At 64.9% G+C, this 23,602-nt stretch carries 27 protein-coding genes; 12 read left to right on the forward strand and 15 right to left on the reverse strand.

Annotated elements, in window-relative coordinates; translation table 11 throughout:
- Positions 1-122: 122 nt before the first annotated feature.
- The 3 genes from ACUXVH_RS16395 to ACUXVH_RS16405 all read left to right on the forward strand — a co-directional run bounded on the left by ACUXVH_RS16395 (position 123) and on the right by ACUXVH_RS16405 (position 3,379).
- On the forward strand, positions 123-1,199 hold the full coding sequence (locus ACUXVH_RS16395) for a DUF748 domain-containing protein (RefSeq protein ID WP_065364374.1): 1,077 nt from the start codon (positions 123-125) through the stop codon (positions 1,197-1,199).
- 143 nt (positions 1,200-1,342) lie between these two features.
- Positions 1,343-2,188 (forward strand): AAA family ATPase, encoded by an 846-nt coding sequence (locus tag ACUXVH_RS16400; protein ID WP_011059855.1) that lies wholly within the window; start codon positions 1,343-1,345, stop codon positions 2,186-2,188.
- A 12-nt stretch (positions 2,189-2,200) separates the two neighbouring features.
- Positions 2,201-3,379, forward strand: coding sequence for a vWA domain-containing protein (locus ACUXVH_RS16405; RefSeq protein WP_445495409.1), 1,179 nt, complete (start codon positions 2,201-2,203; stop codon positions 3,377-3,379).
- Positions 3,380-3,450: 71 nt separating this feature from the next.
- Here the strand turns inward: ACUXVH_RS16405 and ACUXVH_RS16410 are convergent, their stop codons facing one another.
- The 4 genes from ACUXVH_RS16410 to ACUXVH_RS16425 all read right to left on the reverse strand — a co-directional run bounded on the left by ACUXVH_RS16410 (position 3,451) and on the right by ACUXVH_RS16425 (position 7,173).
- Positions 3,451-4,368, reverse strand: coding sequence for a 5-oxoprolinase subunit C family protein (locus ACUXVH_RS16410; protein ID WP_445495411.1), 918 nt, complete (start codon positions 4,366-4,368; stop codon positions 3,451-3,453).
- A complete protein-coding gene (gene pxpB, locus ACUXVH_RS16415; RefSeq protein ID WP_011059852.1) occupies positions 4,365-5,069 on the reverse strand; it encodes a 5-oxoprolinase subunit PxpB in 705 nt (234 codons plus the stop codon). Before pxpB ends, ACUXVH_RS16410 begins: the two co-directional genes overlap by 4 nt.
- Positions 5,066-5,818: a 5-oxoprolinase subunit PxpA gene (locus ACUXVH_RS16420; RefSeq protein WP_445495414.1), complete on the reverse strand. Its 753-nt coding sequence runs from the start codon at positions 5,816-5,818 to the stop codon at positions 5,066-5,068. The genes pxpB and ACUXVH_RS16420 overlap by 4 nt, the downstream gene beginning before the upstream one ends.
- Positions 5,819-5,889: 71 nt before the next feature.
- Positions 5,890-7,173: an MFS transporter gene (locus ACUXVH_RS16425; protein WP_011059850.1), complete on the reverse strand. Its 1,284-nt coding sequence runs from the start codon at positions 7,171-7,173 to the stop codon at positions 5,890-5,892.
- 137 nt (positions 7,174-7,310) lie between these two features.
- Between ACUXVH_RS16425 and ACUXVH_RS16430 the strand changes: the two genes are divergently transcribed.
- The gene (locus tag ACUXVH_RS16430; RefSeq protein ID WP_210692922.1) at positions 7,311-8,231 is read left to right on the forward strand and encodes a LysR family transcriptional regulator; all 921 of its coding nucleotides are present in this window, start codon (positions 7,311-7,313) and stop codon (positions 8,229-8,231) included.
- A gap of 212 nt (positions 8,232-8,443) precedes the next feature.
- On the opposite strand, the gene ACUXVH_RS16435 is transcribed toward ACUXVH_RS16430, so the two are convergent.
- Genes ACUXVH_RS16435 through ACUXVH_RS16445 form a run of 3 tightly spaced genes read right to left on the reverse strand, consistent with a single transcriptional unit; the run spans position 8,444 to position 10,304 of the window.
- On the reverse strand, positions 8,444-8,986 hold the full coding sequence (locus ACUXVH_RS16435; RefSeq protein WP_011059848.1) for a DUF2937 family protein: 543 nt from the start codon (positions 8,984-8,986) through the stop codon (positions 8,444-8,446).
- A 10-nt stretch (positions 8,987-8,996) separates the two neighbouring features.
- On the reverse strand, positions 8,997-9,773 hold the full coding sequence (locus tag ACUXVH_RS16440; protein ID WP_011059847.1) for a class II glutamine amidotransferase: 777 nt from the start codon (positions 9,771-9,773) through the stop codon (positions 8,997-8,999).
- Positions 9,774-9,806: 33 nt separating this feature from the next.
- Positions 9,807-10,304 carry an MFS transporter gene (locus ACUXVH_RS16445; RefSeq protein ID WP_123430222.1) on the reverse strand — a complete coding sequence of 166 codons (498 nt, stop codon included), beginning with the start codon at positions 10,302-10,304 and terminating at the stop codon, positions 9,807-9,809.
- 100 nt (positions 10,305-10,404) lie between these two features.
- Between ACUXVH_RS16445 and ACUXVH_RS16450 the strand changes: the two genes are divergently transcribed.
- Together ACUXVH_RS16450 and ACUXVH_RS16455 are read left to right on the forward strand one after the other, a co-directional pair.
- Entirely contained in the window at positions 10,405-12,459 is a 2,055-nt protein-coding gene (locus tag ACUXVH_RS16450) for a S9 family peptidase (protein ID WP_445495418.1), read from the forward strand.
- Between the two features lie 102 nt (positions 12,460-12,561).
- The gene (locus ACUXVH_RS16455; protein ID WP_011059844.1) at positions 12,562-13,035 is read left to right on the forward strand and encodes a cyclic nucleotide-binding domain-containing protein; all 474 of its coding nucleotides are present in this window, start codon (positions 12,562-12,564) and stop codon (positions 13,033-13,035) included.
- A 30-nt stretch (positions 13,036-13,065) separates the two neighbouring features.
- On the opposite strand, the gene ACUXVH_RS16460 is transcribed toward ACUXVH_RS16455, so the two are convergent.
- The gene (locus tag ACUXVH_RS16460) at positions 13,066-13,377 is read right to left on the reverse strand and encodes a hypothetical protein (RefSeq protein WP_445495420.1); all 312 of its coding nucleotides are present in this window, start codon (positions 13,375-13,377) and stop codon (positions 13,066-13,068) included.
- A gap of 75 nt (positions 13,378-13,452) precedes the next feature.
- Between ACUXVH_RS16460 and ACUXVH_RS16465 the strand changes: the two genes are divergently transcribed.
- The 4 genes from ACUXVH_RS16465 to ACUXVH_RS16480 all read left to right on the forward strand — a co-directional run bounded on the left by ACUXVH_RS16465 (position 13,453) and on the right by ACUXVH_RS16480 (position 15,685).
- A complete protein-coding gene (locus tag ACUXVH_RS16465; protein ID WP_015634551.1) occupies positions 13,453-14,139 on the forward strand; it encodes a spermidine synthase in 687 nt (228 codons plus the stop codon).
- Between the two features lie 49 nt (positions 14,140-14,188).
- Positions 14,189-14,566, forward strand: a complete 378-nt coding sequence (locus tag ACUXVH_RS16470; RefSeq protein WP_011059841.1) for a YajD family HNH nuclease — start codon at positions 14,189-14,191, stop codon at positions 14,564-14,566.
- A gap of 197 nt (positions 14,567-14,763) precedes the next feature.
- Positions 14,764-15,231: an RNA methyltransferase gene (locus tag ACUXVH_RS16475; RefSeq protein ID WP_011059840.1), complete on the forward strand. Its 468-nt coding sequence runs from the start codon at positions 14,764-14,766 to the stop codon at positions 15,229-15,231.
- A gap of 82 nt (positions 15,232-15,313) precedes the next feature.
- Positions 15,314-15,685 carry a YgaP family membrane protein gene (locus tag ACUXVH_RS16480; RefSeq protein WP_011059839.1) on the forward strand — a complete coding sequence of 124 codons (372 nt, stop codon included), beginning with the start codon at positions 15,314-15,316 and terminating at the stop codon, positions 15,683-15,685.
- A 44-nt stretch (positions 15,686-15,729) separates the two neighbouring features.
- Here the strand turns inward: ACUXVH_RS16480 and ACUXVH_RS16485 are convergent, their stop codons facing one another.
- Positions 15,730-16,965: a hypothetical protein gene (locus ACUXVH_RS16485; protein WP_445495424.1), complete on the reverse strand. Its 1,236-nt coding sequence runs from the start codon at positions 16,963-16,965 to the stop codon at positions 15,730-15,732.
- 45 nt (positions 16,966-17,010) lie between these two features.
- On the reverse strand, positions 17,011-17,460 hold the full coding sequence (locus ACUXVH_RS16490; RefSeq protein WP_015634549.1) for a YcgN family cysteine cluster protein: 450 nt from the start codon (positions 17,458-17,460) through the stop codon (positions 17,011-17,013).
- A gap of 274 nt (positions 17,461-17,734) precedes the next feature.
- Between ACUXVH_RS16490 and ACUXVH_RS16495 the strand changes: the two genes are divergently transcribed.
- Positions 17,735-18,328, forward strand: a complete 594-nt coding sequence (locus ACUXVH_RS16495) for a nitroreductase family protein (RefSeq protein WP_011059836.1) — start codon at positions 17,735-17,737, stop codon at positions 18,326-18,328.
- Between the two features lie 113 nt (positions 18,329-18,441).
- Here ACUXVH_RS16495 and ACUXVH_RS16500 read toward each other — a convergent pair whose 3' ends face one another.
- The 4 genes from ACUXVH_RS16500 to ACUXVH_RS16515 form a co-directional block, all read right to left on the reverse strand.
- Entirely contained in the window at positions 18,442-19,374 is a 933-nt protein-coding gene (locus tag ACUXVH_RS16500) for a D-2-hydroxyacid dehydrogenase (protein WP_011059835.1), read from the reverse strand.
- A 120-nt stretch (positions 19,375-19,494) separates the two neighbouring features.
- The gene (locus ACUXVH_RS16505; protein ID WP_011059834.1) at positions 19,495-19,788 is read right to left on the reverse strand and encodes a YcgL domain-containing protein; all 294 of its coding nucleotides are present in this window, start codon (positions 19,786-19,788) and stop codon (positions 19,495-19,497) included.
- Positions 19,785-20,918 carry a ribonuclease D gene (rnd, locus tag ACUXVH_RS16510; RefSeq protein ID WP_011059833.1) on the reverse strand — a complete coding sequence of 378 codons (1,134 nt, stop codon included), beginning with the start codon at positions 20,916-20,918 and terminating at the stop codon, positions 19,785-19,787. Before rnd ends, ACUXVH_RS16505 begins: the two co-directional genes overlap by 4 nt.
- 122 nt (positions 20,919-21,040) lie before the next feature.
- A complete protein-coding gene (locus tag ACUXVH_RS16515; RefSeq protein ID WP_041116529.1) occupies positions 21,041-21,703 on the reverse strand; it encodes a class I SAM-dependent methyltransferase in 663 nt (220 codons plus the stop codon).
- Positions 21,704-21,866: 163 nt separating this feature from the next.
- Between ACUXVH_RS16515 and ACUXVH_RS16520 the strand changes: the two genes are divergently transcribed.
- On the forward strand, positions 21,867-22,655 hold the full coding sequence (locus ACUXVH_RS16520; protein ID WP_011059831.1) for a transporter substrate-binding domain-containing protein: 789 nt from the start codon (positions 21,867-21,869) through the stop codon (positions 22,653-22,655).
- Here the strand turns inward: ACUXVH_RS16520 and cynR are convergent.
- Positions 22,628-23,518, reverse strand: coding sequence for a transcriptional regulator CynR (gene cynR / locus ACUXVH_RS16525; RefSeq protein ID WP_011059830.1), 891 nt, complete (start codon positions 23,516-23,518; stop codon positions 22,628-22,630). The two genes, ACUXVH_RS16520 and cynR, sit on opposite strands and share 28 nt — an antisense overlap.
- Between the last annotated feature and the right edge of the window lie 84 nt (positions 23,519-23,602).

The raw sequence follows: 23,602 nt of genomic DNA on the forward strand, positions 1-23,602 counted from the left end.
CGAGTTCATGGCCCGGCTCCTGCGTTCCCCGAACCTGCGCCCCAGGCCACCCCGGGAACATTGACTCGAACGTCTGCCAACGGACGCAGTCAATGCCTGTATACGGCTGGAGGCTGCTGATCATGAAAGCTCGTTACCGTTGGCCCCTGTGGGTCCTGGCAAGCCTGGTGGTGCTGCTGGTGGCCCTGCATATCGCCCTGCCCTACCTGGTGCGCGACTACTTGAACGACAAGCTGGCGGACATGGGCGACTACCGCGGACGCATCAGCGACATTGACCTGGCCCTGTGGCGCGGCGCCTACCGCATCAATGGCCTGGAGATCGTCAAGGTCAGCGGCAAGGTGCCGGTGCCCTTCGTCAAGGCGCCGCTGATCGACCTCTCGGTGAGCTGGCATTCGCTGTGGTACGACCACGCGGTAGTGGCCAAGGTGCAGTTCATCCAGCCGGAGCTGAACTTCGTCGACGGCGGGGCCGACAAGCAGGCATCGCAGACCGGTGAGGGCACCGACTGGCGAGCCCAACTGGGCAAGCTGCTGCCCATCACCCTCGACGAACTGCGGATCGATGACGGCAAGATCCACTTTCGCAACTTCAGCTCCAAGCCGCCGGTGAACATCGGCGCGACCCAGGTCAACGCCAGCTTCTACAACCTGACCAACGTGGTGGACACCCAGGGCAAGCGCGATGCGCGCTTCGACGGCAAGGCCCTGCTCCAGGGCCAGGCGCCCATGGAAAGCACCGCCACCTTCGACCCCTTGAGCAACTTCGAGAACTTCGAGTTCCGCCTGCGGGCCCGGGATATCGAGCTCAAGCGCTTCAACGACTTCGCCTCGGCCTACGGCAAGTTCGACTTCAATGCCGGGCACGGTGACGTGGTGATCGAAGCCCAGGCCGAGAAGGGCCAGTTGCACGGCTATATCAAGCCGCTGTTGCGGGACGTGGAAGTCTTCAACTGGCAGCAGGACGTGGAGAACCGCAACAAGAGCATTTTCCGCTCGGTGTGGGAGGCCCTGGTGGGCGCCGGGGAAAACCTCCTGAAGAACCAGCGCAAGAACCAGTTCGCCACCCGGGTCGAGCTCAGTGGCAGCGTGCACCAGCAAGATATCAGCGCGTTCCAGGCGTTTTTGCAGATCTTGCGCAACGGTTTCATCCAGGCCTTCAATGCCCGCTACGAGCAGCCCAAGCCGTCGCCTGACTGAGTCACCCCGTGACGCTCCATTCAGAGACTGAATGGGGCGTCCACGTTCACAGTCGACCGGGCAGCGCGTTATAGTCGCGCCATCACTCCCCATTCAATCGACCTGCCCCGGGCAGCTCGCCGTCACCGTTCGAGGAATTGCAGATGAAGTTCGAAGGCACCAGCGCATATGTCGCCACCGATGACCTGAAGCTGGCAGTCAATGCCGCCATCACCCTGGAGCGTCCGCTGCTGGTCAAGGGCGAACCCGGCACCGGCAAGACCATGCTTGCCGAGCAACTGGCCGAATCCTTCGGCGCCAAGCTGATCACCTGGCACATCAAGTCCACCACCAAGGCCCACCAGGGCCTGTACGAGTACGACGCGGTCAGCCGCCTGCGCGATTCGCAACTGGGCGTGGACAAGGTGCACGACATCCGCAACTACCTGAAGAAGGGCAAGCTGTGGGAAGCCTTCGAATCCGAGGAGCGGGTGATCCTGCTGATCGACGAGATCGACAAGGCCGACATCGAGTTCCCCAACGACCTGCTGCAGGAACTCGACAAGATGGAATTCTACGTCTACGAGATCGACGAGACCATCAAGGCCAAGCAGCGGCCGATCATCATCATTACCTCCAACAACGAGAAAGAGCTGCCGGACGCCTTCCTGCGTCGCTGCTTCTTCCACTACATCGCCTTCCCCGACCGCACCACCCTGCAGAAGATCGTCGATGTGCACTACCCGGACATCAAGAAGGACCTGGTCAGCGAAGCCCTGGACGTGTTCTTCGATGTGCGCAAAGTGCCGGGCCTGAAGAAGAAGCCCTCGACCTCGGAACTGGTGGACTGGCTCAAGCTGCTGATGGCCGACAACATCGGCGAAGCGGTGCTGCGCGAGCGCGATCCGACCAAGGCCATCCCGCCCCTGGCCGGCGCCCTGGTGAAGAACGAGCAGGATGTGCAATTGCTCGAACGCCTGGCGTTCATGAGCCGTCGCGGTAGTCGTTAAGAGGCTGATGCCATGCTGCTCAACCTGTTCAATGAAATGCGCGCGGCCAAGGTGCCGGTGTCGGTGCGCGAGCTGCTGGACCTGATCAACGCGCTCAAGCAGCGCGTGACCTTCGCCGACATGGACGAGTTCTACTACCTCGCCCGGACGATCCTGGTGAAGGACGAACGGCATTTCGACAAGTTCGACCGGGCCTTCGGCGCCTACTTCAACGGCCTGGAAAAACTCGACGACCACCTGCAGGCGCTGATCCCCGAGGATTGGCTGCGCAAGGAGTTCGAGCGCTCGCTGACGGATGAAGAGCGGGCGCAGATCCAGTCCCTGGGCGGCCTGGACAAGCTCATCGAAGAGTTCAAGAAACGCCTGGAAGAACAGAAGGAACGCCATGCCGGCGGCAACAAGTGGATCGGCACCGGCGGCACCAGCCCGTTCGGCTCCGGTGGCTTCAACCCGGAAGGCATCCGCGTCGGCGATGCCGGCAAGCGCCAGGGCAAGGCGGTGAAAGTCTGGGACCAGCGCGAGTACAAGAACCTCGACGACTCGGTGGAACTGGGCACCCGCAACATCAAGGTGGCCCTGCGCCGGCTGCGCAAGTTCGCACGCCAGGGTGCGGCGGAGGAGCTGGACATCGACGGCACCATCGACCACACCGCCCGGGATGCCGGGCTGCTGAACATCCAGATGCGCCCGGAACGGCGCAACAGCATCAAGTTGCTGTTGCTGTTCGACATCGGCGGCTCCATGGATGCCCACGTGAAGATCTGCGAGGAACTGTTCTCGGCCTGCAAGACCGAGTTCAAGCACCTGGAGTACTACTACTTCCACAACTTCATCTATGAGTCGGTGTGGAAGAACAACATGCGCCGCGGCTCCGAGCGCACCTCGACCCAGGACCTGCTGCACAAGTACGGCGCCGACTACAAAGTGATCTTCGTCGGGGATGCCGCCATGGCTCCCTATGAAATCACCCAGGCCGGCGGCAGCGTGGAGCACTGGAACGAAGAAGCCGGCTACGTGTGGATGCAGCGCTTCATGGAGAAGTACAAGAAGCTCATCTGGATCAACCCCTATCCCAAGGACACCTGGGGCTACACCGCTTCGACCAATATCGTTCGCGAGTTGATCGAAGACCAGATGTACCCACTGACCCTGCGTGGCCTGGAAGAAGGCATGCGTTTCCTGTCCAAGTAAACCCGTTCGCCAGCAAGCCGGCTCCTACAGGGCGATGTAGGAGCCGGCTTGCCGGCGAAGCTTTCAGCCCCTCACCCGAACCGGCGCAGGAACGCCACCTGCTGCCGATGCGCCGTTTCCTGCACCACCGGCGCCAGGCGCACTTCGCTGCCCGGCAGGCACTGCGCCAACCGCGCCAGTGATAGCGGCGTCAACGCTCCCAATCGCGGATAGCCGCCAATGGTCTGGCGGTCATTGAGCAGGACAATCGGCTGGCCGTCCGGCGGCACCTGGATCGCCCCCAGGGGAATGCCCTCGGAAATCATCGGCCGGCCCTGGTACTGCAATACCGGCCCGAGCAAGCGCGCGCCCATGCGGTCGGCCCGGCTGTCCAGGCTCCAACTGCTATTGAAGGTATCGAACAGACTCAAACCGCTGAACTGGCCGATCTGCGCCCCCAGGATCACCTCCAGCGGTGCAACGGATTGCCAATCCGGCAGTTGCTCAGGCGCCAGGCTCTTGAGCGCACCGCCAGCTCCCGAATAACTCAACACCCCACCCTCGCCCAGGGCGCGGCCATAACCATCGGGGCCACCCAGGGCTTCACGCAACACACTGGCGCAACTGCCCAACACCTTGGGCGCGTCGAAACCGCCAGGGGCGGCCAGATAGGCCCGGGCCCCAGAAAATGGCTGGGTGAATCGCAGCCGCTGGCCCTTTTGCAGGATGAAACTGCGCCCCGGGGTCAAAGGCCGCTCATCCACATAGGCCCCAAGATCAGCCCCGGCCAAAGCCAGCAGGCAATAGTCCTCGGCCTGCAGGGTGAAACCGCCCAGGGTGATTTCCACCACCGGCGCATCCAGGGCATTGCCCAGCAGCCAGTTGGCCCAGGACATCGACACCCAGTCCAGCGCCCCGCCCTGGGTCACGCCCAGGTGGCGCACGCCAAAGCGCCCGGCATCCTGCAGCAGGCACAGCGGGGTGCTGGCCTCGATCGTCAGTCGGCTCATGCCGGCACCTCCAGTGGCGTGTCATCGCCCCCCAGGCGCAGGAACTCGGCCCGCTCCACTGGGGCAAAGCGCACCCGGTCCCCCGGTTGCATCAGGCTGTAGCCGTCGCGCTCGCGATCGAACAACCGGCTCGGGGTGCGGCCGATCAGGTTCCAGCCCCCCGGCGATACCACCGGGTAAGCCGCGGTCTGCCGTTCGGCGATCCCCACACTGCCCGCCGCCACCCGCTTGCGCGGGGTGTTCAGCCGCGGCGCCGCGAGTGCCTCCTCCACCAGCCCCATGAAGGCAAACCCGGGAGCGAAGCCCAGGGCAAACACTTGATATTCACGCTGGCTGTGACGCTCGATCACCTCGGCCACCGACAGCCCGCTGCGCCGGGACAACAGCACCAGTTCCGGCCCGACACTGAGGTCGTACCACACCGGCAGCACGTGCTCGCGCCCGGCCTGGGTGGTGCCGGGCGCCAGGTCGGTCAAGGCGACCTCGATCCGCTGCCGGGCCTCGGACGGGCTCAGGGCCAGCAAATCGTAATGCACCATCAGCGTGGTATAGGACGGCACCAGATCGACCAGAGATTCGCCGAAGGCCCGCCGCAGCCCTTCGGCGGCGGCCAGCATCCAGGGCATGTTGTCCTCGGCGATCACCTCGAACAGCCGCACCATCAGGCAGTCGATGGCAACTACTTCAACCTGTGGCTTCATAGGCCGGACTGCTGGTTCAGGGCCTCGCGAATGCGCTGCACCGCCGCCACCGAACTGGCGTTGTCGCCATGCACGCACAGTGTGTTGGCGTGCAGCAGCAAGGCGCTGCCGTCGCTGGCGGCCAGGGGCTCGCCGCGGGCGATGGTCAGGGCCTGCTGGAGGATGGTTTGCGCGTCATGGTGCACCGCCCCCGGCAACTGCCGCGACACCAGATGCCCGGCGTTGTCGTAGGCGCGGTCGGCAAAGGCTTCGAACCACAGGGGCACGCCGTACTCATCGCCCAGGGCCTGGGCCGCGCTGTTGTCGCGGGTGGCCATGAGCATCAGCGGCAGTTGCGGGTCGTAGGCTGCCACGGCCTGGATCACCGCCCGCAGTTGCGCAGGCTTGGCCATCATGTCGTTGTACATCGCGCCATGGGGTTTGACGTACTCGACCCGGCCACCCTGGGCCCGGCAGATGCCGTCCAGTGCTCCGACCTGGTAGTGCAGCAGGTCCTGGATCTCCTCGGGCGAGTAGCTCATGGAGCGGCGGCCGAAGCCGGCCAGGTCCTGGTAGGCCGGGTGCGCACCGATGCGCACGCCATTGGCCAGGGCCAGGGCCACGGTCTTGCGCATGATGCCCGGGTCGCCGGCGTGGAAACCGCAGGCGATGTTGGCGCAGTCGATAAAGGGCATGACTTCGGCATCCAGGCCCAGGGTCCAGTTGCCAAAGCTTTCGCCGATGTCGCAATTCAATAACAGGCGGCTCATGGTCAGTGTTCCTGTGTTTTTATAAGGGGTCCGCTGCGGGGCAGCGCTGGCAATGCCCCGCAGATTATCAGTTAGCGTGCCTCAAGTTCCTTGCCGCGGGTTTCCGGCAGGCTCAAGGCTGCCAGCACCACCACGCCGTAGGACACCGCGGCAAAGGTGCCGATGGCCGCGCCCAGCGGCACATGCTGGCTGAGCAGGCCGATCAGCAGGGGGAACAGCGCCGCCAGCGCCCGGCCGCTGTTGTAGCAGAAACCCTGGCCGGAACCGCGGATGCGGGTGGGGAACAGTTCGGTGAGGAACGCTCCCATGCCGCTGAAGATGCCCGAGGCGAAAAAGCCCAGGGGAAAGCCCAGCCAGAGCATCACCGCGTTGCTCACCGGCATTTGCGTATAGAGCAGGACGATGGTGAAAGAGCCGGCGGCGAACAGTACGAAGTTCTTCTTGCGCCCGAGAATATCGGTCAGGTAGGCGCTGATCACATAGCCCATGTAGGAGCCGAAGATCACCATGGCCAGGTAGCCGCCGGTGCTCAGCACGCTCAGGCCGCGCTCGGTCTTGAGGAAGGTCGGCAGCCAGAAAGTGATGGCGTAGTAGCCGCCCTGGGCCCCCGCCGCCAACAGCGATGCGCGCAGGGTGGTGCTGAGGATCCCCGGGGCGAAGATCTCGTAGAACCGGGCCGGGTTGCTGGGCTCTTCCCGGGCCCGGGTTTGGCGATAGACCTCAGGGTCCTTGACCAGGCGGCGGACGAAAATCACGAAGATCGCCGGCAGGATGCCCAGCAGGAACAGCCCGCGCCAGGCGTCTTCCGGCGGCAGCAGGGAGAACAGCAGCGCATATAGCAACGCCGTTATGCCCCAGCCCAGGGCCCAGCCGGACTGCACCATGCCCACCGCCTTGCCACGGTTCTTGGCACGGATCACCTCGCCGATCAGTACCGCCCCGGCGGTCCACTCGCCACCGAAGCCGAAGCCCATCAGGGTCCGGGCGATCAGCAACTGCTCGTAGTTCTGCGCCAGGCCACACAAAAAGGTAAAGAATGCGAACCACAGGACCGTGAGTTGCAACGTGCGCACCCGGCCAATGCGGTCGGAGAGGATCCCGGCGATCCAGCCCCCCAGGGCGGAGGCCAGCAAGGTACTGGTATGGATCAGCCCGGCTTCGGCGGAGGTGATGCCCCACAGTGCGATCAGGGTCGGGATCACGAAACTGAGCATCTGCGTGTCCATGCCATCCAGGCCATAACCGAGCTTGCAGCTCCAGAATGTCCGGCGCTCCTGCTGGTTGATGTCCCGGTACCAGTCAAACGGGCCGGCGCGGCGCGGGGCCTTGGCGGCCAGTGTTTCGGGCGCACTCATGGCGATCTCCAGGGTAATTTATTGGTGTTGTTCTGGGCCCCGACGACGCATATCGTGGGTTGGCGCATTCTTCGGCTCGAGCGCCAACTGCGTCCAACTAATAAAAACTGCCCTTATGCATAAGAAAAGTTGATCCCATGAACCTCAAGTTCCTCGAAACCTTCGTCTGGGTCGCGCGGCTGAAGAGCTTCAGCCACACCGCGGAAAAACTCTTTACCACCCAGGCGGCGATCTCCAGCCGCATCGCGGTGCTGGAGGGCGAGCTGGGCGTGAAGCTGTTCCTGCGCGACTCCCGGGGCGTCAGCCTGACCCCGGAAGGCGTCAAGGTGCTGGAGCACGCCGAGCAGATGCTCGACACCCTGCAGGTGCTGAAACAGTCCATCCAAGCGCCGTCGAGCAAGGTCGGGCGGGTTCGCATCGGGGTCATGGATACGGTGATCCACACCTGGCTCAGCCCCCTGGTGGCGGAGATGATGGACCACTACCCGCAGGTGGAAATCGAGCTGGTGGCCGACACGTCGCTGAACCTGTGCGAACAGTTGCAAAAGGGCTTTCTGGACCTGGTGCTGCAAACCGACCTGCTGCGCCAGGAAAGCATCCGCAGCCTGGAACTGGCCAGCTATCCCATGGGCTGGATCGCCGCCAGCAACTCGATCTACAACCGCGACTACGCCAACGTCGCCGAGCTGGCCCGGGAACGGATCGTCACCTACTCGAAGAACTCCCTGCCCCACCAGCAGGTGCTGAGCCTGATGCAGGCCAACGGCGTGCTGGCGCCGCGGCTCAACTGCGTCAACTCGGTGTCGGCCATCACCCGCCTGCTGCGGGACGGCTTCGGCATCGGCGCCCTGCCGCCGGTGCTGGTGCGCGAGGAACTGGCCCGGGGCGAACTGACCCTGCTGGCCATCGAACAGCGCCCGCCGAACCTGCAAGTGGTGGTGTCGTGGCGGGTGGGAGTGGAATTGGTGGAGGACATAGTCGAGCTGTGCCAGCGCGTGGTGCAGCGCTATGGGCAGAAGGTCGGCGCGGATTACCTGGTGCTCATGGAACCCCAGTGAACATCGCCATCGCCCCCCTCGTAGGAGCTGGCTTGCCAGCGAACCGCGCGCAGCGGTGTGTCAGGCGCGCCGCTTTCGCCGGCAAGCCGGCTCCTACACAGAAAACAAAATCGATACGGCTCCCGTAGGAGCTGGCTTGCCAGCGAAGGCGATCTTCAGTCAGGCGCAAGCCACGCGGCCCCCTTCGCCGGCAAGCCGGCTCCTACAGGGGGTCAGAGGCCTTTGAGGTCGCGCTCTTCAATCGGGCGGCTCTGGCGCAGGCGCTTGCCGCCCAGCACTACCCAGTCGATCAGCCGGTACAGGCATTCCAGGCCGAAGGACAGCAGCAAGGCGCCACTGATACCCCAGATCATGGCTTCCGGGGTCAGCAGGATCTGGTAGCTGTAGCCGTCCCAGGTTTCCTTGCGGATTTCCGGGTCGGGGGCCAGGGCCACTTGCAGCAGGCGGATGTACCAGGGCCCCTGCATCGCCTGGTATTGCTTGTCCAGGGCCAGCTGGCGGCTGAGCAAGCCGCTCAGGCTCTCGGCATCGCTGCGAAACACCGGATCGTCGCTGGCCCGGTAATGGGCCACCAGGGCGTTCATGTCGCCCTTGAAGAATTGCTGCGCGGTGCCCTGGAAGCCCTGCAGGCTGTGCTGCGACTCGATCAGATGCGCCTCGACGCGCTTGGCGTAATCACTGATGAAACCCGGCACTTGCACACCGATCAACAGGCCGGCGGCGAACAGCACCAGCCGCAGATAACTGAGCAACATAGGGATGTCCTTATTCGGTCTGGCCATGGCTGACGCATTCACCGCGCCGCCACAGGCTCCACTGGCCCGGCTGGTAGCGGGTCCAGGTTTCGTTTTCGGTCAAGGGTTCAGTGGCGATCACCGTGACCACGTCGTTGGGCGTGGTTTCGGCCTGGAAGTCGACGATCACATCCACATCCTTCAGCCGCGCCGGGCCGAATGGGGCGCGCCGGGTGATCTGCGCCAGTTTGGTCGAGCAATAGCAGAACAGCCAGTCACCGTCGCTGAGCAGGCCGTTGAACACGCCCTTGCTGCGGTATTCGCTGCAGGCCTGGATCAGGGTCGGCAGCAGTTCCTCGATTTCCACCGGCTCGGGAAAGGCGGCCCGCACCCGGTTCAGCAGGTCACAGAAAGCCGCTTCGCTGTCGGTATCGCCCACCGGGCGGTAGAAGCTGGCCTGGGGCTGGAAATCCGCCAACTGGCCATTGTGCGCAAAGCACCAGTTGCGGCCCCACAGCTCGCGGACAAAAGGATGAGTGTTGGCCAGGCAGACCTTGCCGACGTTGGCCTGGCGGATATGGCCGATCACCACTTCGCTCTTGATCGGGTAACGCTGAACCAGGTTGGCCACTTCCGACTCGCTGCTGGCCGCCGGGTCCTGGAACAGGCGCAGGCCGCGGCCTTCATAGAAAGCGATGCCCCAGCCGTCGCGATGGGGGCCGGTGCGGCCGCCGCGCTGCATCAGCCCGGTAAAGCTGAAGACGATATCGGTCGGTACATTGGCGCTCATGCCCAACAACTCACACATGCTCGGACTCTCGCTTCAATGCCGGGGGCAGCGTTACAAACGCGGTTCGACCCGCGTATTCAGGGGGGTGCCGGCTGCAGGCTGGCGGCCGTAACGGTCATTGCCGGCGCCACCGAAGGGCTGGTCATCCTCCACTTCGGCAGCCTTGGCGGCAGCTTTCGCCGCTTCGTTGCGTTCCCGGCGCTCCCTGGCCGCGCGCTCGACGGGCCAGCGGATCAGCACGAACAGCAGGTAGACGCCAAAGGCGATCATGCCGTACATGAACAGGTCGGATACCGCACGCCAGGCGTTGTTGCCGACCTTGAAGGCTATATCCAGGGCGGTGATGGCCACGGCCGGGGCAAATTTTTCCTTGACCGGGTCGATGATGGTCGGGCTGAACAGCAGCACCGCCACCAGCACTCGCAGCGGTTCGCGCAGCCAGCGCCACATCCAGCGGGTCAGGCGCATCCACACCAGCAGGCAGCCCAAGGCGGCGAAGGCATAGAGCCCCCAGGCGATCAGATAGTCGTTCTCGGTCATGGTGTCCATGGCAAGGCAGGCAAAGAGGCGCTTATGATAACGACTTTTGCCGTGTCAGGCTGCACCGCCGTCTGCCCAGCCCTCATTTGTCATCGCCCGAGAGCCACCCATGCCCTTAACCGCCAACGACACCAGCGCCCCGATTGCCCACAAGGCCGAAGGCGCTGACCCGTATGCCTGGCTGCAGGAACGCGACACCGACGCGGTGCTCGATTACCTGAAGGCTGAAAACAGCTACCTGGACGCCCAGTTGGCGCATCAGGGGCCCCTGCGTGAAACGCTGTTCCAGGAGATCAAGGGGCGGATCCTCGAAACCGACCTGTCCCTGCCCTCGCCCTGGGGCCCGTACCTGTACTACACCCGCACCACCGCCGGCGACGAATACGCCCGCCACTACCGCTGCCCGCGCCCGGCGGACGACAGCCTGACGGTGGACGAAAGCCGCGAGCAACTGCTGCTGGACCCCAACGCCCTGGCCAATGGCGGCTTCTTCTCCCTCGGGGCCTTCAGTATCAGCCCCGACCACCAGCGCCTGGCCTACAGCCTCGACACCACTGGGGAGGAAATCTACACGCTGTTCGTCAAGGAACTGGCCAGCGACAAAGTCAGCGAGCTGTCCTTCGACAACTGCGACGGCAGCATGACCTGGGCCAACGACAGCCTGACCCTGTTCTTCGGCGAGCTGGACGATACCCACCGCCCGCACAAGCTGTTGCGCTACCGGCTGGATGGCACCGCCGCCGAGGAAGTGTTCCACGAACCGGACGGACGCTTCTTCCTGCATTGCTACCGTTCCAGCTCCGAACGCCAACTGCTGCTGTCCCTGGGCAGCAAGACCACCGGCGAGACCTGGGCCCTGGACGCCACGCAGCCACAGCTGCCGTTCACTTGCCTGGCGCCGCGGGTCGAAGGCCATGAATACGATGTCGACCACGGCCTGCTGGACGGCCAATGGACCTGGTTCATCCGCAGCAACCGCGACGGCATCAACTTCGCTCTCTACCAGGCCGCGGACAACGGCGTGATCCCCGAGCAGGACGACTGGCAACTGCTGGTGCCGCACAACCCCGAGGTGATGCTCGACGGCGTGACCCTCAACGCCGCAGCCATGACCCTGAGCCTGCGCGAAGGCGGCCTGCCGATCATCGAAGTGCACCCCCGGGACCTGCCGGTGTACCGCGTGCAACTGCCGGATGCGGCCTACAGCCTGCACGTGCAGAACAGCCTGGAGTTTTCCAGCGAGCGCATCCGCCTGCGCTACGAGGCCCTGAACCGCCCGGCCCAGGTGCGCCAGCTGCAACTGGCCGACGGCCAGCAGCAGGTGCTGAAGGAAACCCCGGTACTGGGCCCGTTCGACCCCGAGGCCTACGTCAGCCAGCGCCTCTGGGCCACCGCCGCCGACGGCACCCAAGTGCCCATCAGCCTGGTGGTCAAGCGCGACTGCCTGGGCCAGCCGACGCCGCTGTACCTCTACGGCTACGGTGCCTACGGCGAAAGCCTGGACCCCTGGTTCTCCCACGCCCGCCTGAGCCTGCTCGATCGCGGCGTGGCCTTTGCCATCGCCCACGTGCGCGGCGGCGGCGAGCTGGGTGAGGCCTGGTACCGCGCCGGCAAGCAGGAACACAAGCAGAACACCTTCAGCGACTTCATCGCCTGCGCCGAACACCTGATCGCCCAGGGCCTGACCAGCGCCCAGCAGTTGGCCATCAGTGGCGGCAGCGCCGGCGGCCTGCTGATCGGCGCGGTACTCAACCAGCGCCCCGACCTGTTCAAGGTCGCCATCGCCGAAGTGCCCTTCGTCGATGTGCTCAACACCATGCTCGACCCGGAGCTGCCGCTGACCGTCACCGAATACGACGAATGGGGCAACCCCGAGGAGCCCGAGGTCTACGCACGGATCAAGGCCTACGCGCCCTACGAGAACGTGCGCGCCCAGGCCTACCCTGCGCTCCTGGTGATCGCTGGCTACAACGACAGCCGCGTGCAGTACTGGGAAGCGGCCAAATGGGTGGCCAGGTTGCGGGCCACCAGGACCGACGACAACCCGCTGCTGCTCAAGACCGAGCTGGGGGCCGGCCATGGCGGCATGAGCGGGCGTTACCAGGGATTACGTGACGTAGCCCTCGAATACGCCTTTATCCTGAACATTCTGGGCCTGGCCTGAGGAACTCCCGGCGGCGTTCCTGTCTTAACCCAGAACGCCGCCGGCAACCGCCGGACCGGGCCTGCGCCCGTGCAACAGACACAAGAAAAAGACCGTGATCCCATGTCCGAACCCACCTTACTGAACAACGAGATCCGCGACTGGCTGATGGACTGCGGCCTGTTCGACCAGTTGTTGCCCGCCGACTTCAACGCTGCGGCCGGCTACTTCAGCATCAGCAGCATCGCCGAGGGCGAAGCGATCTTTCATGAGGGCGATGCCGGCAGCTTCATGTGCATCATCCACAGCGGCCAGGTAGCTGTGCAAAAGCGCAACCACGACGGCCAGCCCCTGACCATCGCGACCCTGCGCAGCGGCCGGGCCTTTGGCGAAATGGCGGTGCTCGATGGCGAGCGACGTTCGGCTACCTGCGTGGCCGCCAGCCATTGCCAGTTGCTCAACCTGGGCAAGGACTCCCTGGAGAAGATGCTCAACGATGCGCCAAAGATCGCCGCCAAGATCATCCGCGCCCTGGCCGTGTCGCTGTCAAAGCGGCTGCGCATGGCCGACGGCCAGTTGCTCGCGCAGCAGATCTGAGCCCCGGGGTACCCTCGCCCGCTACATCCATCAACCCTGAACCTTGGGTTTGCTGTCGTTCTGCTCCAGCCCCGGCAGGGTCTGGTCCTTGGGCGGCCTGGGCATGTCGATCGGCGGCAGCAGGGGCGCGCTGCCACTGCTGCCGGCTTTCGGCGTGCTGGGCGGGGTGACTTGCGGATAAGGCGTAGGGGTCGCGGTACCCGGGGTGCCGAGGGTCGGCGCCGGGGTCACCACCGGGGCACTTTGCGGCTCGTCGGCCAAAGCCGGGCCGGCACCAAGCGCCAGGGCTGCGGTGAGGGCGAGCGCCGCTTGGGCAATCACCGTTAGAATAGTGCGCTTCATCAATGGCTCCATTGCTATTGTCTGGCGTCAGGCTACTCCCAACCGGGGCGTTTTGCCTTCCTCAATGAGATCTCCATGAAACGTTTCGTACTGCTGGACACTACTGCGATTCCTGAAAACGGCGGTGCCTTGTGCCTGTTCGAATACGGTGAGGATTTCGTCATCAAGATCCAGGGCGGCGACGGCGGCCAGTTGATGAACACACGCATGCACGGTTCCGAGGACGCCCTGGCGCAGATCCCTTGCAGCAAGGTCGCCGGGCGCCCGAACTCGCGGGTGCTGATCGGCGGCCTGGGCATGGGCTTCACCCTGGCCGCGGCTCTCAAGCACCTGGGCAAGAGCGCCGAGGTGGTGGTCGCCGAGCTGGTGCCCGGGGTGGTGGAATGGAACCGTGGCCCGCTCGGCGAAAAGTCCGGCCGGCCGCTGCTGGACCCGCGCACGGTGATCCGCCTGGAAGACGTGGCCAAGGTCCTGCAGGCCGAGCCCCAGGGCTTCGACGCGATCATGCTCGACGTCGACAACGGCCCCGAAGGCCTGACCCAGAAAGCCAACAGCTGGCTCTACTCCAGCGCCGGCCTGGCCGCCTGCGCCCGGGCCCTGCGGCCCAAGGGCATTCTTGCGGTGTGGTCGGCCAGCGCCGACCGGCAGTTCTCCGAGCGCCTGCGCAAGGCCGGCTTCAAGGCCGAGGAAGTGCAGGTCTTCGCCCATGGCAATCGCGGCACCCGGCACACCATCTGGATTGCCGAGAAGCTCAAGGCCTGAGCTAAACTTTGTCCATTACCGTCATTAGTCCTTCTACAAAGGTGAACCCATGAGTTCGTCCACTCCCCCGTCCAACACCGCCAAGCTGGACCGTATCCTTGCCGACGCCCAGCGCGACCGGGAAATGGGCTACCGCGACAAGGCACTGAAAATGTACCCCCATGTCTGCGGCCGCTGCGCCCGGGAGTTCTCCGGCAAGCGCCTGAGCGAGCTGACCGTGCACCACCGCGATCACAACCACGACAACAACCCCCAGGACGGTTCCAACTGGGAACTCTTGTGCCTGTACTGCCACGATAACGAGCACTCGCGCTACACCGACCAGCAGTACTTCGGCGAAGGCTCCCTGAGCACCCCGAAAGTCGCCAAGGCGACCCACAACCCGTTCGCCGCCCTGGCCGGGTTGATGAAGAAAGACCCGGAGTAAGCACCAGCCGCCGGGCATATTGTGGCAAGCGAGCGTGCTCCCGTTCGGCGGCAAGGCAGCTGTAAACCCTGTGTCCCCGGCCGGCCCGCTACACTGCATTGGCCGGCGTCGGGAGCAAGCTCCCTCGCCACAACAAGCCACCGAGCCGTGGGCAATCCCCGTATAATCGCGCTCTTTTCCCCCAAGGCGCTTTGTTCGTGGCAAACAAAAGGTACAGCTGCATCGGTTTGTATAACCCCAAGTCACCGGAGAACGTCGGTTCGGTGATGCGCGCCGCCGGCTGCTATGGCGTCGCCTCGGTGTTCTACACCGGCAAGCGCTATGAGCGGGCCCGCGACTTCGTCACCGACACCAAGAAGGTCCACCAGGACATTCCGCTGATCGGCATCGACGACCTGAAGAAAATCCTCCCCCTGGGCTGCATTCCGGTGGCCGTGGAACTGGTCGAGGGTGCCCGCCCACTGCCCGAATACACCCACCCGGATCGCGCCCTGTACATCTTCGGCCCGGAAGACGGCTCCCTCGACAAGGAGATCCGCGACTGGTGCGAGGACGTGGTCTACATCCCCACCACCGGTTGCATGAACCTGGCAGCGACAGTCAACGTGGTGCTCTACGATCGCCTGGCCAAGGGCAACAACACCCGCTCCGGTCCCAAGTTCTGAGCACACGCCGGTCATTGTCCGGGAACCTGTGACGCCTTCGTGCAGTCAGCCTTGTATCCCTTACCGCCCTTGGAGACAGATCATGAGCGAGCGCAAACAGCTGCAAACCATCGAATCGACCCCGTTCCAGAGCCAGCCCACCCAGAATGTCCAGGGCTGGGAGCGCATCGGCTCGCTGGCCGGCGGCGTGGTGATGATGGGCAAGGGCCTGCGCCGTGGCGGCGTATTCGGCCTGATCCAGGTAGCCATCGGCGGCGTGGCCCTGGCCCGGGGCATCACCGGGCACAGCTCGGCGAAAAGCCTGCTGGAGAAAAGCCGCCAGGACATGAACAACGTGCGCAACAAGATCGAACGCGCTGCAGAAGAGCTGCGCAACCTGAAAGCCGATGCCGAAGCCGCCGGCCGCAACGCCAAGGCCGCCAGCAATGATGAAGTGAAGGTGCCCAAGGCCTGAGGCCGGGGCGTCCTCATGGACGCCTGGGCCCCAGCCGCGCCGGGTCAGCGCAGCAGGCTGGAGTCGAGGACCCTGGAGGACTCGCCCAGCACGCTTTCACTGAGCTGGATGAATTCGGCGGTGCTGACGCTTTCCAGGCGCATCGCCGCTTGCAGGACATCGTCCAGGGAGCGCTTGTTGCGGGTCTTGAGGCGAATCTCCCGATCCAGCTCCTGCAATAGCAACACCGCCTTGGCCACTGTGGCGCTGTCCACCTGTTCGCCGCGCAGGCTGGTGACCTTGTGGCCGTCCCGGGCCAGGCGCTTCTCCAGCACCTGGTAACGTTCATCGCTGATGCCACCGGCACGGCGCAGCAGCTCGATGGCGTAGTACTGCGCCAGCCCTTCACTGATCCAGTCGCTGCGCTGGCTGTCGTTGATCCGTGCCAGAGATTGCACAAGCTCCCGCAGCAAGGGGCTGGCGCCGCTCTCGCTGACCAGCGGCAGGCGGCTGTGCAGGAACAGTGAATCGCGCCCGGCCAGGCTGCCGCGCCACATCGGATCGGCCGCGCCGACGATCAACAGCTTGCTCGGCTGGCGGGGAAACACCGCCTGCACCTGCGGCCAGACAAAGGTCAGCAGGGTCAGCACATCCATGCGCCGCATACCCTGGCCCAGTGGCGAGACCACGCTGACGTCGGTTTCCCCCAGGCGCGTGCGGCGGCTGCCCAGGGTGCCAGCGAGCATCCAGCCGGCGGGACGGTCGAACAGCCGCGAGGGGTTGTCGATGCGAAAACGGTGCTTGCCGATCCGCGGCCAGGCGGTCTCGATGCTCTTCCAGCCGGCGGGCAGTTCGAAATCCAGGCGCGCCACCAGCTCGATGCCGTCCTGCTGGTCCAGGTGCGCCGGCGGCACCAGGGTTTCGCCGCGCAGCAGGGCCCAGTTGGCAGTACTGCGGCTGTCATAGCTGCCCTTCTTGATGCTGTGGTTCAGGCGTACCCGGTAGCTCAGGCTGGCCTTGCCGCTGGCCGGACGCCAGACACCACGCTGACCGCCGGCACCGGCGGGGGCGGCCTGCCATTGGCCGTCGGCCTTGAAGTCGCTGTAGTCGCCGGTCGAGCCCAGATCGAAATCCAGGCTGCGCAGCGCCGCGCCGTCGGCCAGGGTCAGGCGCACTTCGGCCTGATCGCTCTGGGGCAGGAAGCGCACGTGATAATCCAGATCGACCTTCTTCGCCGCAAACGCCGATGCGCTCAATGCCAGCATCGCAGCGGCCAGCGCCAGCTTCGCCCCCACCCTCATACCCTCTCCTTGCTATTGAAACCTTGAAGCCGGCGCGGCGAACCCTCAGCCTGCGCGGAAAATCAGATGATCCTCCCAATCCTCTTCCGCCACGCTGCCTTCGGCGAGCATGCGGCCGGACTGGGAAATACGCTCGTGGTGCACCGCATCGCGGTCGCCGCACACAAGGTGGTGCCAAAGGGGCAGGTCCTTGCCCTCGCTCACCAGGCGGTACCCGCAGGTGGGAGGCAGCCACTTGAATTCGTCGGCCTTGCCCGGGGTCAGCTGGATGCAGTCGGGCACCGAGTCGCGGCGGTTGGGGTAATCGCTGCACTGGCAGGTCTTGAGGTCCAAAAGCTTGCAGGCGATGCGCGTGTAATAGACGCTGTTGTCGTCCTCGTCTTCAAGCTTTTGCAGGCAGCACAGACCGCAGCCATCGCACAACGACTCCCATTCGTCCTGGTCGAGTTGTTCGAGGGTTTTGCGTATCCAGAAAGGTTCGACTTTGGCGGCCATGGCTCAAGCATCAATATCCGAGGGTGAAAAGGCCGCCAGTCTAGTGCCGAAGAACCGGCGGGCCAAGCGCTGGCGACTGTCGGTAGGCCGGGACTTGTCAGCGGGCCATGGGCACAGTAGCTTTGCCCCTCGGACCGACCCGCGTCCGTGTGCCATTAACGCTTGACCGCGTTGCACCCGGCAAACCGCACGGGGTCAGGAATACCCCTTCGCTCAGCTCATCTGCGCTTGCCGGTTTATTCCACTCATCTCACATGCTGCCAGGAGTTTTTCCATGAGCGCCAACACTCGCGTTGCCGACTACGCCATCCACCCGCAGTTCACCCAGCGCTGGTCGCCCCGGGCCTTCACCGGCGAAAGCATCCCCGAAGAAACCCTGCTGAGCTTCTTCGAAGCCGCACGCTGGGCGCCTTCGGCCTACAACTCGCAGCCCTGGCGCTTCCTCTATGCCCGCCGCGACACGCCGAACTGGGAACGCTTCCTCGGCCTGCTCAACGAATTCAACCGTGGCTGGGCGCAACACGCTTCGGCCCTGGTGATCGTGATTTCCAAGACCACCTTCACCGTGCCCGGCGCCAGCGAGGAAACCCCGGCCCTGTGGCACACCTTCGACACCGGTTCGGCCTGGGGGCACCTGGCCCTGCAAGCCAGCCTCAGTGGCTGGCACACCCACGGCATGGCCGGTTTCGACCAGGAACTGACCCGCAAGGAACTGAAGATCCCCGAAGGCTATGCCGTGCACGCCGCCGTGGCCGTAGGCAAGCTGGGAGACAAGTCGACCCTGGCCGACTACCTCCAGGCCCGGGAAGAGCCAAGCCCGCGTCGCCCCCTGAGCGAAACCGTGGCCGAAGGCGATTTCAGCCTCTAAAGCCGCGATCGCCTCTGTAGGAGCGAGCTTGCTCGCGAAGCCCTGAAGGGCGCCGCGCTTGCCTGGCAAGCGCGGCTTTCGCGAGCAAGCTCGCTCCTGCGATCAGGTCAGTTTCAATAGCCCCGGGCGAAATCCACTTCGCCGCGCAGGGCCTGCCCAGCCTGATAAGCCCGCAGGTTGTCGACGAACAACTGCACCATCAATTCCGGCGAGGTCGGCGCCGAACTGTGGCCCGTCAGCAGCAAGCCCCAGGCGGTCCAGAACGGATGCCGTTGCGGCAAGGGCTCCTGGCGGCAGACATCGATCACCGCCCCCGCCAGATGCCCATCCTTGAGGGCCTGCACCAGGTCCGCATCGACCACCGCCACGCCCCGGCCAACATTGATGAACAACCCCGTGGGCTTGAACTGCTTGAACAGCGCCGCGTCGTACAGGTCGTGGGTGCTCGGGGTGTTGGGCAGCAGGTTGACCACGTAGTCCACCTCCCCCACCAGGCGCCCCAGGTCTTGCAGGCCGGCCACTTCGATAAAGGGCGCCTGCTCCCGGGGCTGGCTGGCGATGCCGTACAGCTTCACGCCAAACGGCAGGAGGAACTGCGCCACGCTCTGGCCGATGTCGCCGGTGCCGACGATCAGCACCTTGCGCCCCACCAGGCTCTGGCCCAGGCGGTTGTCCCACTTGCGCTCGACCTGGCTCACCAGGCGCGCCAGCACCTCGCGCTCATGGCCCAGGATGTAGGTCAGCACGTACTCGGCCATCACCTGGCCGAAGATGCCCACGGCCCGGGTCAGGCGGTAGTGCCGCGGCAGGCCGTCGGCCAGCAGCGGGGTAATGCCGGCCCAGGTGGATTGCAGCCACTGGGGCTGGTGCCCCTGGCGCAGCAGGGTGGCCAGCAGGTCCGGCTGCCCCAGCCAGACCGGACAATCCGCCGCCAACCGTGCCAGCTCGGCGGAGTCGCCACTGGTCAGCACTTCCAGCTCCGGGGCCGCCTGACGCAACAGGCGGGCATAAACAGCGTGATCGTGTTCGGCAATCAGAACGCGCATGGCTCAAACCTTAAAAAACGGTGCAGGCAGCCGCCGACGGAGAATCGCTCCATCGATCAAGGCGGCTGCCAGGTCAGTCAGTTGCACTTACAAGGACGCCCGGGACCGGGCGTCTACAGGTCAGACCGGATCATTGCGACGCAGCAGCTCTTCGGGCAAGTGCTCGATGTACTCGTCCTCTGCCGGTGGCATCTGCAGGTGGTAGCCCTGCTTGTCGAGGTTTTCCAGCACCTGGTGAATGTCCTCGCGGGACAGCTTGCGCTCCGGGCTCAGCACCAGGTCGAAGGCATGTTGCGGCTTGCCGAAGGCCAGCAGCAGGTTTTCCGGCACGCGTTCCAGAGCCTCGCTTTTGAGCACGTAGAGGTACATCTCGTTCTTGCGCGGGCTTTTGTAGATGGAGCAGATACGTTTCAAGGCTGTTCTCCGGCGGTGGCCAGGCTGTCCAGCAGCGCCTGGCCCATCAATTCGCGGCGCCAGCCACGCAACGAATCAGGCAATTGGTAAGGCCCATTGGGGAAGCCGCTCTTGAGCAGGCTCTCCAGGGTTTTCTTGCGCAGCATCACTTCCGGGGCGATCCCCAGGCGCTCGGCCTGGGCCTGGCCCACGGCCTTGAGGCGCTTGAGCAGGGCCGCGGCTTCGATCGGCAGGGGTTCGGGCACGGCCGGCGGCCATTGATCCGGGCCGACGCTGGCGGTGCGCTTGATCAGGTCGAGGAGGAACTCGCCGTCCTGGCGCACGGTACGCGGGTGCATGTCTTCGATCTTGGCCAGCGCCGACAGGTTGTCCGGCTGGGTCTTGGCCAGGGGCCACAGGGCATGCTCGCGCACGATACGGTTGCGCGGCAGGTTGCGGGCACGGGCCTCGCGCTCGCGCCAGGCACACAGCTCACGCAAGACCGCCAGCTGGGCGCGGGACAGTTTCCAGGCCAGCTTGGCTTCGCGGTAGACCTCGTAGGGGTCCACTTCGCGGCGCAGGTTGGCCACCAGCTCGGCGCCGTCTTCCAGCACCCAGCGGTACTTGTCCTCGGACAACCTGGGCCGCAGTTCGGTGAACACCTGGGCCAGGTGCACGGCGTCTTCGGCGGCGTAGCTGACCTGGGTTTCCGACAGCGGGCGCTGCAGCCAGTCGGAACGGGTCTCGCCCTTGGGCAGGTCGATGCCCAGGACTTCCTGCACCAGGCGCGAATAGCCCATGGAGAAACCCAGGTTCAGGTAGGCGGCCGCCAGTTGCGTGTCGAACAACGGCGCCGGCAGGCTGCCAGTCAGGCGCAGCAGGACTTCAAGGTCCTCGCTGCAGGCGTGCACCACCTTGACCACTGCCGGATTCTCCAGCAGGGCCGCCAGTGGCTGCCAGTTGTCGATGGTCAAAGGGTCAATCAGGTAGGCGCGCTGCCCATCGCCAATCTGCAACAGGGCGGCAATGGGATAGAAAGTGTCGACCCGCATGAATTCGGTGTCGAGGGCGACGAATGGCAACTGCTGCCACTGGGCGCAAAGCTGACCGAGGCTATCGTTGTCGCGAATCCAATGTATATCGATGGCCACACGGCTCTCCCTTGAAGAATGGCGCGCAGTATATATCGCCTCCGGCGATTTCCGAGCATTCACCCGACAAGAGCAAGTGAGAAACCATCTGCCGGAGGGCAAGAATAGTCCGAGACTCTGGGCTAACCCTGTTTTCTCAGCACGTAGACCCGCGAAGGCGCCCAACCGGGCAGCAGGTCCCGATGGTCGAGCACTTCAAAACCGGCTTCGCGGAACTCCGCTTCCAGCTGCACCTTGCTGGCCAGCGGCGGCATGCCGGAGCTGGCAGAAGCGGGTCGGGCGATCTGCAACAGCGGTTCGATCCGCGTGGCCAGGATCACCGTGTCCCGGCTGACCCGGTAGAACTCGCGCAGCAGGGCCAGGCGATCCTCGCCCCGGGTCACGTGGGCAAAGAGTTGCATGCAGATGATGCAGTCCACCGCATTGGCCGACAGGCCGATATTGAACGCCGAACTGTGAAAGGTCTTGACCCGTTTCAGCAGGCTGGCCGGGTGGTGGGTCTGGGCATGGTTCAACATGTCCTGGGAAGGGTCCGCCGCCAGAATCACCCGGTTGCCGTGCTCGCCCAGCACCGGCCAGTAGCGCCCGGCGCCGCAGGCCACATCCAGGATCAGCCCCGGCTCGCCGGCTTCCTTCAGGGCGTGACGCACCAGGCGTGCCGTGCGCCAGACAGCCAGGCGCGCACCAATCCCGGCTGGCCGGGGCTCGCGGCAGACGCGCGCGTGCTCCTGGTCGTAGCGCCGAGCGAACTCCAGTTCGATGGACGGTGGGGGATGGGACGACATGAACGGCGAACTCTTTTTGGAATCCAGGGGCCACAGGTTAACGTGCCATTCGTGAAAAAAAGGTCGAAAGCCCGCATCGCCTTCCAGCACCGGTACTTGCCTTGCCTGGCCGGCGGCTGGCGCCAATAATGCTCCGCCCCCCTGCCCCTCAAGGAACGATTCCATGCTCCCGCGCCTGCTGTTGTGTACCCTGCTGGGCCTCAGCGCCCCAGCCCTGAGCTTCGCCCAGGAGCCCTCCTCGCACCTGGACCAGGTGATCGAGCGCGGCCACCTGACGGTCTGCACCACCGGCGACTACAAGCCCTACAGCTACCTGCGCGACGACGGCCACTACGAAGGCATCGACATCAGCCTGGCCGAATCCCTGGCCGAGAGCCTCGGGGTGCGGGTGAAGTGGGTCAACACCACCTGGAAAGGCCTGATGGCGGACTTCCAGAGCCAACAGTGCGACATCGCCGTCGGCGGTATTTCGGTGTCACTGGAGCGGCAGAAAAAAGCCTTCTTCAGCCAGCCCCTGGGCATCGACGGCAAGATCCCCCTGGTGCGCTGCCAGGATCTCAAGCGCTACCAGACCCTGGAACAGATCAACCAGCCCGAGGTGCGCCTGATCGAGCCACCGGGCGGCACCAACGAAATCTTCGCCCGGGCCCACCTGCCCAAGGCCAGCCTGACCCTGTTCGCCGACAACGTGACGATCTTCGATCAGTTGCTGACCCACCGCGCCGACGTGATGATCACCGACGCCTCGGAGGCGCGCTTCCAGCAACGGCACAAGCCGGGGCTGTGCGCAGTCAACCCCGAGCGCTACCTGCAATACAGCGAGAAGGCCTTTCTCCTGCCCCGGGACGATGTGGCCTGGAAAAGCTACGTCGACCAATGGCTGCACCTGAGCAAGGCCACCGGCGCCTACGACCGGGTGGTCAATCAGTGGCTGGCCGCGCCCTCGTCCTGATCCAGCAGCAGCTGCCGGAAAGCCTGGCAGGCGGCGCTGCGATAGGCACCCTTGCGCCCCAGCAGCACCACGCTGCGCGGCGCCGGTGGTGACTGCAAGGCCAGGGTGCGCAGCCCCGGCTGCTCCCGGGCAATGGAGCTGGGCAGGATGGTCGCCAGTTGCCCGCGCCGGACCATCTCGACAATCGCACTGACCGAATTGGCCTCGGCGGCGATCGGCGGGGCAATGCCCTGCTGCCGGCAATACAGGTCGATGTGCCGGCGGGTGGCGAAGTCGGCGCTGAGCAGCACCAGGGGCTGGCGGCCCAGGGCCTCGGCACTCAGGGGCAGGCGCTCGGGCTGCGGATACTGCGGGCCGACCATCAGGCTCAGGGTCTCGATGAACAGCGCCTGACTCTCGATCTCCGCCAGGTGCTCGCCGGCGAAGGCGATACCCAGGTCCAGGCGGTCTTCGGCCAGGGCCGCCTCCAGGCGGTCCTGGGTCATTTCCTCGATGCTCAGGCCGATTCCCGGGTGCTGCCGGTAAAAGCGGCTGAGCAAGGGCCCGGCCAGGTAGGCGGTAAAGGTCGGGGTCAGTGCCAGGCGCAGCGAGCCGCGGCTCAGGTCCTGCACATCGTGGATCGCCCGCCTGGCCGCCTCCAGGTCCTGCAGGGCGCGGCGGGCATAGGCGACATAGGCCTGGCCGGCATCGGTGAGCCGCACGCTGCGCCCGGAACGGTCGAACAGCGGCGCCCCCAGGCCCTCCTCCAACTGCTTGATCTGTTGCGACAGGGTCGGCTGGGACACATGCAGCGCCTCGGCAGCCCGGGTGAAGTTGCAATGCTCGGCCACGGCCAGCAGGTAACGGATGTGACGCAACAGCATGGGGAATTCCAACTATAGGCTGTACTTATGGAAAGCATAATAAGCCGGTCTTGGACGCTATAGCTGAAAACTTCCATCCTTGCC

The sequence above is a fragment of the Pseudomonas sp. 8(2025) genome, assembly GCF_052665325.1.

Bases quoted from the DNA above. Each gene is read 5' to 3' on its own strand.
- ACUXVH_RS16395 (WP_065364374.1), top strand. From the start codon at position 123: ATGAAAGCTCGTTACCGTTGGCCCCTGTGGGTCCTGGCAAGCCTGGTG.
- ACUXVH_RS16400 (WP_011059855.1), top strand. From the start codon at position 1,343: ATGAAGTTCGAAGGCACCAGCGCATATGTCGCCACCGATGACCTGAAG.
- ACUXVH_RS16405 (WP_445495409.1), top strand. From the start codon at position 2,201: ATGCTGCTCAACCTGTTCAATGAAATGCGCGCGGCCAAGGTGCCGGTG.
- ACUXVH_RS16410 (WP_445495411.1), bottom strand. From the start codon at position 4,368: ATGAGCCGACTGACGATCGAGGCCAGCACCCCGCTGTGCCTGCTGCAG.
- pxpB (WP_011059852.1), bottom strand. From the start codon at position 5,069: ATGAAGCCACAGGTTGAAGTAGTTGCCATCGACTGCCTGATGGTGCGG.
- ACUXVH_RS16420 (WP_445495414.1), bottom strand. From the start codon at position 5,818: ATGAGCCGCCTGTTATTGAATTGCGACATCGGCGAAAGCTTTGGCAAC.
- ACUXVH_RS16425 (WP_011059850.1), bottom strand. From the start codon at position 7,173: ATGAGTGCGCCCGAAACACTGGCCGCCAAGGCCCCGCGCCGCGCCGGC.
- ACUXVH_RS16430 (WP_210692922.1), top strand. From the start codon at position 7,311: ATGAACCTCAAGTTCCTCGAAACCTTCGTCTGGGTCGCGCGGCTGAAG.
- ACUXVH_RS16435 (WP_011059848.1), bottom strand. From the start codon at position 8,986: ATGTTGCTCAGTTATCTGCGGCTGGTGCTGTTCGCCGCCGGCCTGTTG.
- ACUXVH_RS16440 (WP_011059847.1), bottom strand. From the start codon at position 9,773: ATGTGTGAGTTGTTGGGCATGAGCGCCAATGTACCGACCGATATCGTC.
- ACUXVH_RS16445 (WP_123430222.1), bottom strand. From the start codon at position 10,304: ATGGACACCATGACCGAGAACGACTATCTGATCGCCTGGGGGCTCTAT.
- ACUXVH_RS16450 (WP_445495418.1), top strand. From the start codon at position 10,405: ATGCCCTTAACCGCCAACGACACCAGCGCCCCGATTGCCCACAAGGCC.
- ACUXVH_RS16455 (WP_011059844.1), top strand. From the start codon at position 12,562: ATGTCCGAACCCACCTTACTGAACAACGAGATCCGCGACTGGCTGATG.
- ACUXVH_RS16460 (WP_445495420.1), bottom strand. From the start codon at position 13,377: ATGAAGCGCACTATTCTAACGGTGATTGCCCAAGCGGCGCTCGCCCTC.
- ACUXVH_RS16465 (WP_015634551.1), top strand. From the start codon at position 13,453: ATGAAACGTTTCGTACTGCTGGACACTACTGCGATTCCTGAAAACGGC.
- ACUXVH_RS16470 (WP_011059841.1), top strand. From the start codon at position 14,189: ATGAGTTCGTCCACTCCCCCGTCCAACACCGCCAAGCTGGACCGTATC.
- ACUXVH_RS16480 (WP_011059839.1), top strand. From the start codon at position 15,314: ATGAGCGAGCGCAAACAGCTGCAAACCATCGAATCGACCCCGTTCCAG.
- ACUXVH_RS16485 (WP_445495424.1), bottom strand. From the start codon at position 16,965: ATGAGGGTGGGGGCGAAGCTGGCGCTGGCCGCTGCGATGCTGGCATTG.
- ACUXVH_RS16490 (WP_015634549.1), bottom strand. From the start codon at position 17,460: ATGGCCGCCAAAGTCGAACCTTTCTGGATACGCAAAACCCTCGAACAA.
- ACUXVH_RS16495 (WP_011059836.1), top strand. From the start codon at position 17,735: ATGAGCGCCAACACTCGCGTTGCCGACTACGCCATCCACCCGCAGTTC.
- ACUXVH_RS16500 (WP_011059835.1), bottom strand. From the start codon at position 19,374: ATGCGCGTTCTGATTGCCGAACACGATCACGCTGTTTATGCCCGCCTG.
- ACUXVH_RS16515 (WP_041116529.1), bottom strand. From the start codon at position 21,703: ATGTCGTCCCATCCCCCACCGTCCATCGAACTGGAGTTCGCTCGGCGC.
- ACUXVH_RS16520 (WP_011059831.1), top strand. From the start codon at position 21,867: ATGCTCCCGCGCCTGCTGTTGTGTACCCTGCTGGGCCTCAGCGCCCCA.
- cynR (WP_011059830.1), bottom strand. From the start codon at position 23,518: ATGCTGTTGCGTCACATCCGTTACCTGCTGGCCGTGGCCGAGCATTGC.